10 protein-coding genes are annotated in these 14,018 nt (G+C 41.9%); 1 reads left to right on the top strand and 9 read right to left on the bottom strand.

All coding sequences use genetic code 11. From position 1 onward, the window contains the following. The first annotated feature begins 119 nt into the window (after positions 1-119). On the top strand, positions 120-1,019 hold the full coding sequence (locus BM176_RS22740) for an AraC family transcriptional regulator (RefSeq protein ID WP_090106636.1): 900 nt from the start codon (positions 120-122) through the stop codon (positions 1,017-1,019). Here the strand turns inward: BM176_RS22740 and BM176_RS22735 are convergent. Genes BM176_RS22735 through BM176_RS22695 form a run of 9 tightly spaced genes read right to left on the bottom strand, consistent with a single transcriptional unit; the run spans position 1,016 to position 13,973 of the window. Then, a complete protein-coding gene (locus tag BM176_RS22735) occupies positions 1,016-1,786 on the bottom strand; it encodes an SDR family NAD(P)-dependent oxidoreductase (RefSeq protein WP_090106635.1) in 771 nt (256 codons plus the stop codon). The two genes, BM176_RS22740 and BM176_RS22735, sit on opposite strands and share 4 nt — an antisense overlap. Positions 1,787-1,800: 14 nt before the next feature. Then, complete coding sequence (locus tag BM176_RS22730) at positions 1,801-2,190, bottom strand: L-rhamnose mutarotase (protein ID WP_090106754.1); 390 nt, start codon at positions 2,188-2,190, stop codon at positions 1,801-1,803. A gap of 10 nt (positions 2,191-2,200) precedes the next feature. After that, the gene (locus tag BM176_RS22725) at positions 2,201-3,838 is read right to left on the bottom strand and encodes a sodium:solute symporter (protein ID WP_090106634.1); all 1,638 of its coding nucleotides are present in this window, start codon (positions 3,836-3,838) and stop codon (positions 2,201-2,203) included. A 2-nt stretch (positions 3,839-3,840) separates the two neighbouring features. Beyond that, positions 3,841-5,064 (bottom strand): enolase C-terminal domain-like protein, encoded by a 1,224-nt coding sequence (locus tag BM176_RS22720; RefSeq protein ID WP_090106633.1) that lies wholly within the window; start codon positions 5,062-5,064, stop codon positions 3,841-3,843. After that, positions 5,061-6,359, bottom strand: coding sequence for an alpha-L-fucosidase (locus BM176_RS22715; RefSeq protein WP_090106632.1), 1,299 nt, complete (start codon positions 6,357-6,359; stop codon positions 5,061-5,063). The genes BM176_RS22720 and BM176_RS22715 overlap by 4 nt, the downstream gene beginning before the upstream one ends. 33 nt (positions 6,360-6,392) lie before the next feature. Next, positions 6,393-7,589 (bottom strand): DUF4998 domain-containing protein, encoded by a 1,197-nt coding sequence (locus BM176_RS22710; RefSeq protein WP_090106631.1) that lies wholly within the window; start codon positions 7,587-7,589, stop codon positions 6,393-6,395. An 11-nt stretch (positions 7,590-7,600) separates the two neighbouring features. Further along, the gene (locus BM176_RS22705; protein WP_090106630.1) at positions 7,601-8,809 is read right to left on the bottom strand and encodes a DUF5000 domain-containing lipoprotein; all 1,209 of its coding nucleotides are present in this window, start codon (positions 8,807-8,809) and stop codon (positions 7,601-7,603) included. 18 nt (positions 8,810-8,827) lie between these two features. Further along, on the bottom strand, positions 8,828-10,726 hold the full coding sequence (locus BM176_RS22700) for a RagB/SusD family nutrient uptake outer membrane protein (protein ID WP_090106753.1): 1,899 nt from the start codon (positions 10,724-10,726) through the stop codon (positions 8,828-8,830). Positions 10,727-10,736: 10 nt separating this feature from the next. Continuing rightward, entirely contained in the window at positions 10,737-13,973 is a 3,237-nt protein-coding gene (locus BM176_RS22695) for a SusC/RagA family TonB-linked outer membrane protein (protein WP_090106629.1), read from the bottom strand. Between the last annotated feature and the right edge of the window lie 45 nt (positions 13,974-14,018).

Here is a 14,018-nt window from a genome sequence, read left to right as displayed (position 1 = left end):
AGTTTGTTTTTATACGTGGAATTAGCTCAAATTTCGTGTTAAACATTTACACAGGGAATAGTGTTTTTTATGAAAATGATGGATTATTTGCTGATCTTTAACAAAAGGTATTTCCACGGATGAAAGATAAAGTATTAAGAAAGCGGCAAGGTTTTGACGGACAACAATTGATTGTACTGCCCAAAAAAATCATGGCAGACTTCCTCACCAAAGACAAGATCACCAAACAGATCTACATTACAGATATTGGTTACTATCCCAAAGCAAAAGGACATTATATTCAGCGTCCTGCAGGAGTGGGTCAGCATATCATTATCTATTGTGTGGAAGGAAGCGGTTGGATTGAGATAGACAAAAAACGTATTGAAATCTCTCCTTCGCAGTTCATCACTATTCCGGCAAATATCCCACACCGTTATTCCGCCAATGAAAAAGACCCATGGACAATTTACTGGATCCATTTCAAAGGAGAAATTGCGGCTTACATCGTGGAACTCATCCTTCAGAAATCTAAAAATTACAAACCTCACTTAAGCTACAACGAAAACAGAATCCGGCTGTTTGAAGATATTTATTCAAACCTGGAAAAAGGATATAGTGGTGATAACCTCCGGTATGTGAACATGATCTTTTATCACTTTTTATCTTCTTTGCTATACGAGGATAAATTTAATTATGTAGAGAATAAACAGGATGATGATGTGATTGCTCTCACAATCGCACAGATGCAGAAAAAGATCCATACTGTACTAACGCTGAACGAACTCGCTAATTTCGCCAATCTCTCTGTATCACATTTCTCCGCTATCTTCCGGGAAAAAACAGGTTACTCTCCCATTGAATATTTCAATCATCTTAAGATCCAGAAATCCTGTCAATACCTGTTGTTCACCACCATGACCGTTAAAGAGATTGCCGTTCTTTCCGGAGTGGAAGACCAGTATTATTTCTCAAGGATGTTCTCCCGTTTAATGGGGATATCTCCTACTGAATACAGGAACAGAAATAAACAGGCTTAATGATGAAGCCGTCTATATCCCAGCTCAGCTCCGCCACTCACAGGTAAAATACAGCCTGTAATAAACCGTGCTTTATCAGACAATAAAAACACGCCGGCATCTGCAATCACATCGCCCTCCGGGCAATACCCTAATGGATGAATTTGTGCCAGATACTCTTCCATTGATTCATTGTTCTGTTCACTATTCCACTCCCGCAATAAAGGCGTCCATACTGCTGCCGGTGCAAGCGCGTTCACCCTTATATTAAAGCGTGCATAATCCAGTGCCATTGATCTCGTCAAACTATTCAGTGCTCCCTTTGTAGCGGTATAAGCTGCATGATTCTCCTGCCCTATATCAGCCACCAGGCTGCTTGTATTCAATATACATCCCTGCGTTAATTTCAATGATTCCAGACCATATTTTGTTGTCAGGTAAATACTTTTAACATTCACATCAAACAATCTGTTCCACTCATCCTCTTCTGTAAGATGCACAGGTTTAGATGGTGCTGCAATTCCTGCATTGTTATGAATAACATCAATCCGTCCAAAGCGTTGCAGCGTTTCTTCAATAGCCATAGCCACTTCTTCACCTACAGATACATCGCATAAAATGCCGTAATGATTCATACCTAATTCCTTCATCGCATCTGCAAGGGAAACGCTGTCATTAGACAGTACAACCACTACCGCGCCTGCTTCTGCATATTTCTTCGCACACTCAAAACCAATACCCATAGAACCACCCGTAAGAATAATAATCTTATCACTTAAGAGACCCATACAATCGTTTTACATTAATAATGAAATACCTCTTCCATACTGGTCCAGGTTTGCTTTTCCACTACCGCTTCCGGCAGCGGGATCTGCATAGGAGCGGTAATGCTCCACCACCTTTGAGTAGTGCTGTCGGCAGCCATCTTTTTCATATCCGCATCAAAGTTATTCCCGGTATATTCAAAGTAGCTGAACAGATAATATTTGTCATCTATTTTTTTTAGATAGATAGAATAGTTCCTGATATTCACTTCGCTTATCTTTCTTAATACACCCGGCCATGCTGCTGTATGTAATTGTTTATACTCCACAATCTTTTCAGGCTTTAAACCCGTTATCATACCATACCGCTTAACAGGCTGGCTGTTACAGGCAGCTATACATAAACTGATGATCAGTAGCTTTTTCATTCGTTTCATTTTAACGGAACAACCAAAATAATATGCCCATTATCAGCAATAGTAATACAGACAAAAACTTATAATTCAACAGCCCCTTCCATCCAGGGCTTTGCAAAGGCTCCCAGGGAGTTTTCCAGAACAACGTACTACTCTCTGCGGTATGCTCTACCGGATATACATAAGAAAAAATCACCTGCATCACAATGCAAACACAAAACAGGTAAAATGCCATGATCATAAAAGGGATATGCCCTATAATAGTATCCGGATATAGTTTATTAATAACGAATACTATTACTCCCAGTGCAGAACCTATCCATAGTGTATATTTTGCAGATACAGCTGAAGCCTTATTCCAGAAAACACCCAACAGAAATACACAGGTAATAGGTGGTGCGATATGTGCAATAATATCATTCAGACCATTGAACAAACTCTCATAGCTATTTAGTAAAGGCATTAATAGTAGGGATAATACCAGCGCAATACCAGCTGCTACCTTGCCCGCTATTACCAGTTGCCTGTCCGTGGTGTTTGGATAATACCGCTTATAAATATCATAACCCGCCATCGTTGAAATGGAATTCAAGGCACCTGATACCTGGCTCATAAGACCGGATAACAGTGCTGCTACCAGCACTCCTACTAAACCGGTGGGTAACAATTGCGTAATCATCAGGGTATAAATTCCTTTACTATTCAGCCCTGTTTCCGTCCTTAACGAACTCACATCCAGCAATCCTGTTTGTGATAATGTGTAGGCAAACAATCCGGGCATTACAAAAATGAATACCGGTAGTATCTTAATAAACCCACAAAACAATGGCCCTACTCTTGCATGGTTCTCATCTTTGGCGCCTAACACACGTTGTACAATAGTCTGATCCGCACACCAGTACCAGATACCCAATACCGGATAACCCAGAAAAACAGCATACCAGGGCATACCACTTTCATCCCCATGCGGACGCATCATTGACAGCTTATTCATTTCCTGATGCTGCTCTAATACATTCATCATGGGTTGCCAGCCACCCATCTTATTATATGCTGCAATACTGATCACCACAGCTCCTGTTAAGAGTACAACCGTTTGGATAGACTCGGTAACAACAACTGCTGTCAATCCACCAACAATGGTATACAATGCTGTTAATAAGGAGATAATAATTACACTTGTGTACATATCCACTCCAAATAATGTATGCAGCACAATACCACCTGCCAGCAGGGAAAATGCGATATGAATAATGATGGCAGATACTATTGATACAATAGTCAGCCAATCCCGGCTGGCCCTGTCATATCTTTTCTCCAGAAAATCAGGCAGGGTTGCTACACCGGACTTAATGTAGAAAGGAGCAAAGAACAACGCCAGCAGAATTAAAGTAAAAGCTGCCATCCATTCAAAATTACCATTCAGCAAACCAGTATCAAATCCGCTTTGGGCAAGACTTACCAGATGTACACAAGAGATATTGGTAGCAAACAATGCCAGTCCTATCATAGGCCAGCGCAGCGTTTTTCCTGCCAGGAAATATTCACTGGCAGCATTCCCTTTATTCTTTCTACGGTGTTTGATACCAGACCATAAGCCTATACTTACAATACCAATTATATAGAGGATACTAACAGTAAGATCCAGTGATTTAATCATAATTATAATTTTAGATCGCAACTACTGCCTGCCTCCTGTGGTGTTATATAAACACCATTATCTATCTTCACAGGGTTCACAAAATGTTTCTGCAAATGAGGAATATGTTCTAAAAATAATGCGTCATGTCCTAAAGCGATATGATTAAACAATACCAGGTGCTGATGTAACTGTCCCATATCTCCTACATGTGGTACTACAGGAACACCAAACTTCCGGCACAGTAAACTGATGGTAATAAACTCACTCACACCACCTACCCGAACAGCATCTACCTGTATAAAACCAGCACACCCGGTTTGCAGATAATTCTTGAAAATAATCCGGTTAGGTACATGCTCTCCCAATGCAAGCCGTGTAGGAGCAATCGCATCTGCAAGCGTTTTATGCGCCAGCACATCATCAGGATGGGTTGGCTCTTCTATCCAGTAAGGATTCATCGGCTGCAATTGTTTACAGATCTTCAACGCCTGCGGCAAGGTCCACTGCTGATTAGCATCCAGCATCACTTTCACATCATCTCCCGCAGCTTCTCTTACAATATGCGCCCGGCGGATATCCCGCATTGCATCTGCAGAACCTACCTTCAGCTTCATCGCATTAAACCCATTTGCAACAGCGATCTTTGTATTTTCTCTTACCTTCTCGTCTGAATAATTAAACCATCCGATAGAAGTATCATAGCCCGGATACCCATTGCTGATAATCTTTTCCCTTGCTATACGACCGGTACTATTATCTTTCATCAGTTGTAAGGCCTGTTCCCTTGTCAGTTCATCTTCCAGGTAAGAAAGATCCAGTGTATTCAATATCTGTTCCGGAGAAAGATCTATTAGTAACTTCCAGAGCGGCACACCTCTCTTCTTAGCCCACAGATCATAACAGGCATTCGTAACTGATGCCAGTGCCAGATGAACCACTCCTTTATGTGGCCCCAGCCAGCGGAACTGCTGTTCATTAGACAGCCCGTTTAATACCCTGCCAAAATCAGCCATCAAATTTTCTATATCCATCCCCTTTAGCATCTCCGCATAAAACTGTGCTGCCTTACAGACAAGATCATTCCCTTCCCCCAGTGTAAAAGCCAGGCCAGTACCGGTAAGACCACTATCATCCTGTAATTGTGTAACGGCATAAGAATACACCGGGTCCCGGTGAATCGCATCACTGCCGGCTCCTTTATCAAGCGGAAAGCGCGCATCTTTTATTTTTATCTCTTTAATCATATTACCGGAATATCTGCTGTACTGCCATTTAATTCCAACACAATTACTGTATCATTTGCATCTGCCAATTGATCAGGCAAATTAATAGTTATTGTATTTGTATCCTGTTTATACATTACCGTAGCTCCTTTTAAAAAGTATGCTTTCTCAATCTTACGACCAGGAATAGCAGGTAACTCAAGTGTATGTTTTGCTTCAAATACATGCAGGTAAATTTTATTTCCTTTACGTGTTGCGGCATATGCTGCATTGGGTTTATAAGGTCCACCTTTGGTATTATAGATACTTTCTCCGTAGTTATTCAACCATATCCCCATTTCCTTCAAACGAGCCACCTGCCGCGCTTCCATACGTCCGTCCATCATAGGACCTACATTAAATAACAGGTTTCCATTTCCACCGGAAGATTTTGCCAGCGTTTGTATACACTCTTTTAAAGACTTCATACCATCGTTAGGTTTCCATGCCCACTGGTTTGCAATTGTCATACATGTTTCCCATGGCTGAGTCATATCCATTTCTCCTATTCGTTGTTCGGGTGTATTGTAATCTCCTGCCCTTACGGAGATCAATGTATCCTGTAGTTTGCTTGTACTTAACCGGTTGTTGATAATCACATTCGGATCTAACTTTTTAAGAAAGCCATACACATCTACTGCATAATCCTGTTTCCATGGACTTTCCCAGTTACCATCAAACCAGAGCATATAGGGATGATATCTGGTAATAATCTCTTTCAACTCATTTTTCATCCTGGCTACAAACTTGTTCATATCGGCATCAGGATCAATAACGGGCTTGTGTGGATTATGAATCGGATAATCTTTATCATGCCAGTCGAGTACAGTGAAATAGATACAGAATTTGATGTCATATTTTTTACAGGCTGTTGCCAGTTCTCCTACTACGTCCCTTTTAAAAGGAGTGTTCATAATGTTATAAGAGGAGTAAGCAGTTGGCCATAAACAAAAACCATCATGATGTTTAGAGGTGATGGTAAGGTATTTCATCCCTGCATCTTTTGCTGTTTTCACCCATGCTTCTGCATTAAATAACACAGGGTTAAACTCATGATACAGACTATCATAATCTGCTACCGGCACTTCATTGTTTCTACTCCAGCCTATTTCTGTGCCCCGCAATGTTACTGGGCCCCAGTGGATAAACATTCCAAAGCGTTTGCTCATAAAATCGTCCATTACCTTTGCCGGTGTTTTAACAGACGGATCTACCATTTTTTGTTGCGCCATTGCATGTGACAGGCATAAAAAGAATACGATTACTAATTGTTTCATGATTTATAAAATTGAGACCTGATAATATATATTTTAGGGCCTTGCCCAAAAAGACAGTTCACTAATATTACTATAATTTCCATCCCCACTCGTTACATGCAGCACTCTGATCCTGATATACCTTACTGCCGGAATATCTGCCTTCAGATTGATTTTAAATGGTGCAATACCATCATCAGTTCTTGTAACTTCCTGTAACAATATCCAGCCCTTTGCCATTGCTTCTGCCTTCCAGCCAGCATCATTACCCGGCAATGTTGTAGCAGCGTTAGTGGTATCTGCAATTCCCCATACTTCAAAATGATCCGGGTTATTACAGCAATTCCTGCCTGTAATTTCTACATGTGTTAACTCCTTATACAGCTGTCCCATATCAAATGTGAAATGATGTGGTAAAGAATGATCTCCGTCACTATGGAAAATATCAGGGTACGATTGTGGGCCCACACTTCCATCCCACAGCTTATCCAATCCGGTCTGACTTTCATAAGTACCTACATCATTAGGTAATTGCAAAGCACTGAACAATGATTTATTACATAACACAGGTATATGCGGAAGAGAATCATAATAAGTCACAAAGAAAGTATCTATCGCACCGCGCACTGGAATATAACCAGACTTGTAATAAATAGCAGCCCCTGGTTGATAGCTGCCAATACTGATAACGGTACTATCCGGAGATAACCACTGCTGCTGCGATATCCCATTCGCATCGGTATAACGGATTTCAGTCGTCACATTGATTGTATCCGGTGTGCCAAATTTTAATGTAACAGCAGTAGGCGTATTATATACACCAGGATCAGCAACATCATAAGGCCGGTTATATAAACTGCTTAAATAATTATTGCCATATACCTTTACGTTATTAATTGCTGAAGCAATTGACCGGTTACCTGCCGAATCATAAGAATAGATCACAAAGTTGTACGTGTATTCTCCAAGGTTACTGATTATACATTTCACCGTATCACCTGGTTTGTTTGTAGTAGCTGGTATAATCGAAGAATCCATACCATTATTCCAGAAAACAATATACTTCTTCACACTGGGATCAGGACTTGGTTGCCAGCGGATCTGCAAACGTCCGTTACCCGGAGACACTTTTATATTTGAGACAGTACCGGGATATACGATCTCACCACCGTTTAAAAAAGAGCGGTAATCTGTAGCCTTTTTGCTGCATCCCATTATGCAAATAAGACCTGCTAAAATGAATAATCTCATAGTTGCATATTTTAAAACGGGTTACCCCAGAAAGTAATTTCTATTACATGCGCAAAATCTCCACCCGACCAGGTATCAGCTACTGCAAAACGGATAAACTTCACCCTGGGATTCGCCAGCGGAATATTGAAGTTCACCCCTGCTTCAGCAAACGCAATATCTGCATCTGTCACAGCGCCCGGTCTGGAACCCGATGGCGGATCGGGATAATGATAGTTACCCATATTGATCCAGTCGCCCACAATATCCCCCTGTGCAGAAATTACCGGTAACTGCACATCTGCCGGATTATTTTTATCAGAACCCCAGATGGTAAAGTCCCGCGGGTTCCCATGACTATAAGTATACTGCCCCGTACGCTGCCACAATGCAAACCGGCTAAGCTTTGCAGACACGCCCAATCCAAAAGTAGCCGTGATAGGAAAAGTATTTCCGGTAACGGTATGCCAACCGGTACTACTCCCATCGGTATTACCATCCCACATATACGGCAGTTCCCAGCCATATCCTATTTTGGCATCTGTAGGTAACTTATCTACAAAAAACTTGTTCTTGTCTAATTGTGTTTCGAAAATAGGACTGATCACCTGTTTCAGCGTATCCGAAATATTTCCCCACTGGTCCTGGATATAAATTCCAAAGTTCTTAGGCAGGGAATCCATCCCCCTCACAGAATAATCAATTGTATCCGACTTTGTATAATACTGGTCTTTGATCTCATATCTATTGGTAACAGGATCTGTTTCTACCAGGATCACACCCACAGGTTGTTTGAATTTATTCAGCGCTTTTATATTCACACCTCCAAAATCAGGTGTTACACTCACCGTAGGAAAAATCTTTTTATATACAGGTGTATCCGGAAATACTTTCGCGGTCACCGCATCAGACATTATATTCGCACGGCTTACCACACGCAGTGTAACTTCATACTCTTTGCTGTCTGCAAAACCATTTACAACAATAGTATCCGAATAATAACTGGACTTCGTTTGCCGGCTAAGCGTCCCGTTTATTTTATAATCCGCCAGCACATATAGGATATTAGCAGATGATGGAAGGCTATAAGTAATATATGCACCACCGTTAAAATTGATCACTTTAATATCCGTCACTATACCTGGCTTTGATTTATCTGTAGATACCACCCCATTATAATTCTCCAGTTTAGAACAGGAGAAAAATAACAGCAGACATAAACAACTATATATTTTCTTCATAATTGCATTTTTTGATAGTTACCAGTATAAAGACTGTACTAAATTGGGATTTATGGTAAGGTTTATATCCTTCACAGGCCACAGGTATTCCCTGATTCCATAAGAAGGTACCAGCTGCGTTTGTAAGCGGTAATAATTAGCCGGACTGGTTTCATAAATACTCCAGCCCTGCAGCGGATTACTTAACACACCCTGCAATTCTTTCCACCTGCGTAAATCCCATCCGCTCTGCGCTTCAAAACACAATTCTATTCTCCGCTCCTGATGAATGATCTGCCGTAAACCATCTTTAGTGGACGGCTTGCCTGGCGACCGGGAATAGTTACTCCAGGCATCCTGAATCCCCTGCAAGCCAGCTCTCTGCCGTACCCGGTCTATATACTGAAACACTTCTGCATTTGGTCCCTTCACTTCATTCAATGCTTCCGCATATAACAAATACAAGCCGGCCAGTCTGATCATAGGCAGGTGGTAGGCAACTTCCTGCAAGCCATCATCAAAAACAGTCTGGTAATGCACCAGTTTCTTAGGCCAGTTGCCGGTAATATTAATCCTGATCAGGTCTTTGGGTCCTGCAAAAGAAGTATTCCCTCTTGCCTGTACAGACAATGCATTCTCCTGATCCAGCACCCCATTTCCAAACCAGATCCCTCCATCAAAACCTATACTGGCATAAAAGCGGGGTTCCCGGTTAAAGTGAGCCTTGATTGTTTCATACCCTTCCCGGATATAATATTTATTCGCCAGATCTCCGCTGCGCAAATCATAACGCCCTGCATAATCCCATGTTTTATCCTCATTGATAGGTACCCCGTTACGGGTATAAAACAACTCCGTTTCAGACTCCGGTACTGCAAAATTCGAAGACGCAGAAGTTACATTTACCACAGCTTTGGAAGTCAGCCGGGGTATGCAGCACGACTGATACCCAAACGTTGGGTTTAACGCCCAGATCAATTCAGGGTTAACATCCCATTTCTCTGTAACAGCATTTTGAATAGTTAATAATTGCTTAAGTGAATCAGATAACTTACTGATGTTGGCAGGCACAATAAAAGTATACAGATGAAGCCCCTGCGCTTCGCTGGCTAATATAGCCTCCTTACAAGCATCCGCTGCCCGCTGCCATTTTTGCTCATCATAACCGGATGAAAATAATGCTATTCCATCTTTGTCCTTAAACCCCGCATAATCGGCGTTTCCATTAAACAACGGACTAGCCTGCGTAGCCAACACCTCTGCCTTTACAGACATTGCAGCTATACTGGTAACACGTCCTAATTCTTTCACCTGGTTTTCAATAGAAGGTGGCAGATCAGGAATCGCTTCATTCAGTAGTTGTACAATATAATTAAACACAGAATCGACCGGTTCTCTTTTCAACCTCACTGCTTCTGTAGAAGCATTCACCGGCAGGTTCTTCCTGATCACTGGAATGGAGCCATACATCCTGGCTAAATAAAAATGATAATAGGCTTTCATGAATTTGGCCTCTGCAATCCATCTCTTTTTTTCCCCAACGGAAAGATCTACCGGCAGGTCTATATTATCCAGGAAAGTATTACACCTGCGAATAGCAACATATAATGGCACACCACCATTGTCTCCATCCCAGTAATTCAATGAAGGAGAAATAACGTTTTGTGTACCGCGTATCATATTAAAGCCTCCTTCAAATACAGGATGTTCGCTCAGGTTATTTGGATATATAATTTCTGAAGAACTGGTAAACCCTGCATTCATTGTCACATTGGCAAAAAACTGTAAAGTGGAATAACATGTAAAGAGATAGTTCTCTGCTTCGTTCCTGTTCCTGAAAGCATATTCCAGTGTGCCTACATTTTCTGGTGTTACATTCAGATATTTCTTACAGGAAACAGCAGATAACAATAATATCAGGAAATAAATACTTCTCATCGTTGTAGTTTTAGAAGTTAACATTTAATCCTGCATTGAAAACTTTCTGCACAGGATAGGCAAATCCATTACCGCCCAGTTCAGGGTCCCACAGTTTAAAGCGGCTCCAGGTGAACAGATTCAACCCGCTGAAGTAGATCCTGCAATTGGATACAGATGCTCTCTTCAATAAACTCTTTGGTAAGGTGTACCCAAATTCAAGGGACTTCAGCCGGATAAAACTTCCATCACGCATCCACCAGGTGCTTGTTTGCAGATTATTGTCTATCAACGTAGCACTGGTACCCAACCTTGGATATTGCGCATACAGGTTCTGATTTTCTTCGGACCAGTGATCATCAGCCCAGGCTTTCATCAACTGCGATTGTCCATTGATGTTAGATCCATATGGTGGTATAACAAACGGACTAACATACCTGGGATCTATAAATAAGGTAGTTCGTGCCAATCCCTGGAAAAAGGCAGACAGATCAAAATTCCTGTACCCTGCAGAAAATCCGAATCCATAAACGATCTGTGGTGTGGTAGGCAATCCTATCGGCACTTTATCTGCTTCTGTGATCTGCCCATCTTTATTAATATCCCTGTATTTGATATCCCCCCCCATCGGAGCAATACCATTGTTAGAAAAGATCTGCCGGGGAGAAACCGCTGCTTCTTTATCGTCTACAAAAAGTCTTTCCGCAATGTATCCGAAATTCTGATTGATAGGTTTCCCTGCCCTGTACCGCCATGCCTCAGCATATACCGGTTCTTCATAATGTTCATACTTGTTTTCTGTAACTGTAAGATTCCCCCTTGCAGATATCCACAGATGCTCACCGAAATTCTGTTTGTAATTCATTTCCAGATCAAGCCCCTTTGAAGATGCAGAACCAAGGTTGGCTGCAATACCGGCTTCCAGTCCCATTGTAGAAGGAATAGATGCTCTGTTCATCAGGATATTTTCTCGATGCTGTTTGTAAATCTCCGCAATGATGTTCAGGTTTTTAAACAGTGTAACTTCCACTCCGAGGTTCGTTTGTTTGGAAGTTTCCCAGGTAACATCGGGATTAGCGTAATTATTTATATACACACCGTTACGGATATACCCATTATTTGTTCCAAAGTAAGTAGGATAACCTGCATTCAGGTTTACGTCAGACATATAAAAGAAGCGTTGGGAACCAATCGCATCATTGCCTGCAAGCCCATAACTGCCTCTTATTTTTAACCTGTCCACTAAACCAGTCATTCCTTTCCAGAATGATTCATTTGATATTACCCACGAAGCACCTACAGTAGGAAAGAATCCATAACGATGGTTTGCCGAAAAGCGTTCCGACCCATTATACCCAAAACTGAACTCCAGGAAATAACGGCGGTTGTACGAGTACGTAGCACGGCCTGCCAGTCCCAGGTTGCGGTATGGTAATGAATACTGTAAGCTCGGTTGTTGTGTATTGGGATCCAGTGCATTGGCATACAGCGTTTGCTGACGGGTAGCCACCAGGGAGCTGCTTACATTATGCTTTCCGAAATCCCCGCTGTATTCCAGAACACCCTGCAGGTACAAAAAGGTGTTCATGTTTTTGTATCCGGGATAATACACCAGGTACTCCGTAGCTACCCCACCCCCTGTAGTTTGCGGATTAAGCCATTTTAATGTATACTTATCCGTTAGCTGGTCGTAGGTGCCAATATTGTAAAAAAACGGCTGGTAGGCCATCTGATTATCAAAATAGGCATACCTGTTGGTACTGAACAATCCCCGGAAACTTAGCCCAGGAACTACGAAGCTTAATTTCTGATTTACCTCAAACTGTGCAGACAATCTCGATTCAGAAAAACGCTTATACCCTTTCAGCATATTAGCCAGCGGATTGGTATACCCCACACCTATTGCTGAGCCACCTTCATTGGAGTTGCCGAACAGGATATGCTTTGTATAGATGTTTGCCTCATCCGGAGCATACATTGCAGGGAATAACACCGGACTGGTATGCATGGCCTGACTGTAAAGGTCAGTAGCAAAAGATGCATCATTGGTAATAGGCCCGTTATAATCATTGAAGTTACCAGACAGTCTTACTATCAGTTCTGTAGTAGTTGTCACATCGATATTCACATTAGACCTTAACTGGTAGTTTTGAAACTTCACATTGTTATTAAAGCTGTTAGCCTTATTCTCTTTTAAAATTCCATTGTCAAGGTTATAAGAACCCGCCACATAATAACGGGCTACACCGCCCCCACCGCTCACATTCAGGTTAGCCCGCTGGGTAGTAGTGCGGTCTTTGAACATCAGTTTCATCCAGTCTACCGCCGGATAGACGTAAGGGTTACTACCCGGTGCATTTTTCAATGTCTGTTCTGTATTTAAGATCTTATTCTGACTGAACAATGGTGCTTGCAGCGGATTCCTTGTAGTAATCGCCTCATTGTACAGTTTCATATAAGTAATCGGGTCTGCAATCTGCAAACGTTGTGTAGGTTGGGAGATGCCGTTTTCAATACGGGCGTTTACTTTCGCTTTTCCTACTTTTCCTTCTTTAGTGGTAACGAGGATCACACCGTTAGCGCCTCTGGCGCCATACAATGAAGTGGCGCTGGCATCTTTTAAAATAGAGAAACTGGCGATATCATCTACCTGTAAGCGGGCCAGATCATTAGAGGTCAGTTCTACGTTATCGACCAGTATCAGCGGGTCTTGCTTATAGCCAAATGTAGTCACACCCCTGATAAAGAAAGTAGCATTGTCCTGCCCGGGTTGCCCGCTTCGCTGGTAAGCAACGATACCGGCTACCTGTCCGGCAAGAGCGGTGGTCAGGTTACTGGAAGGGATCTTTAAATTCTCAGGTTGTACGCTGGTAACGGAACCTACTACGGCTTCCTTTCGTTGTTTTTTACCATAAGCGGTAATAACCACCTCTTCCAACTTTGAGTTTTTCTCTTTCAGTACAACACTGATCTTTGTGTCTGCGGACTTTATCAATACGCTGTTAGATTGAAACCCTATGGCTGTTATTACCAGCCTGGTACCGGGAGATACGTCTAAGATAAATTGTCCGTTTTCATTTGTGGAAGCACCTATATTCCGTTTATTTTCAACGACAACGCTGGCACCCGGAATTACATTACCAATAGAATCAGTAACCCTACCGACAACAGTAATTTTGGATGGTGTTTGTGCATAGATGCGGATACAGGTGAATAAGAGCAATATAGTAATGCATAACGCATTACAACATAGGTTGCTGCTTCTCATACTCGTGGAAGTTTGAATCAGTAAAAAATATTAGATTTTGATTGG

Source organism: Chitinophaga sp. CF118, from assembly GCF_900112615.1.
In the GTDB taxonomy this organism is placed as follows: domain Bacteria; phylum Bacteroidota; class Bacteroidia; order Chitinophagales; family Chitinophagaceae; genus Chitinophaga.
The sequence above is the reverse complement of the archived record's forward strand: the minus strand, read 5'-3'. Positions and strand labels throughout refer to the sequence as shown.

What these genes read in the sequence shown, in the direction of transcription:
- BM176_RS22715 (WP_090106632.1), bottom strand. Translation starts at nt 6,359, where the DNA reads ATGAAACAATTAGTAATCGTATTCTTTTTATGCCTGTCACATGCAATG.
- BM176_RS22730 (WP_090106754.1), bottom strand. Translation starts at nt 2,190, where the DNA reads ATGAAAAAGCTACTGATCATCAGTTTATGTATAGCTGCCTGTAACAGC.
- BM176_RS22700 (WP_090106753.1), bottom strand. Translation starts at nt 10,726, where the DNA reads ATGAGAAGTATTTATTTCCTGATATTATTGTTATCTGCTGTTTCCTGT.
- BM176_RS22725 (WP_090106634.1), bottom strand. Translation starts at nt 3,838, where the DNA reads ATGATTAAATCACTGGATCTTACTGTTAGTATCCTCTATATAATTGGT.
- BM176_RS22705 (WP_090106630.1), bottom strand. Translation starts at nt 8,809, where the DNA reads ATGAAGAAAATATATAGTTGTTTATGTCTGCTGTTATTTTTCTCCTGT.
- BM176_RS22695 (WP_090106629.1), bottom strand. Translation starts at nt 13,973, where the DNA reads ATGAGAAGCAGCAACCTATGTTGTAATGCGTTATGCATTACTATATTG.
- BM176_RS22735 (WP_090106635.1), bottom strand. Translation starts at nt 1,786, where the DNA reads ATGGGTCTCTTAAGTGATAAGATTATTATTCTTACGGGTGGTTCTATG.
- BM176_RS22740 (WP_090106636.1), top strand. Translation starts at nt 120, where the DNA reads ATGAAAGATAAAGTATTAAGAAAGCGGCAAGGTTTTGACGGACAACAA.
- BM176_RS22710 (WP_090106631.1), bottom strand. Translation starts at nt 7,589, where the DNA reads ATGAGATTATTCATTTTAGCAGGTCTTATTTGCATAATGGGATGCAGC.
- BM176_RS22720 (WP_090106633.1), bottom strand. Translation starts at nt 5,064, where the DNA reads ATGATTAAAGAGATAAAAATAAAAGATGCGCGCTTTCCGCTTGATAAA.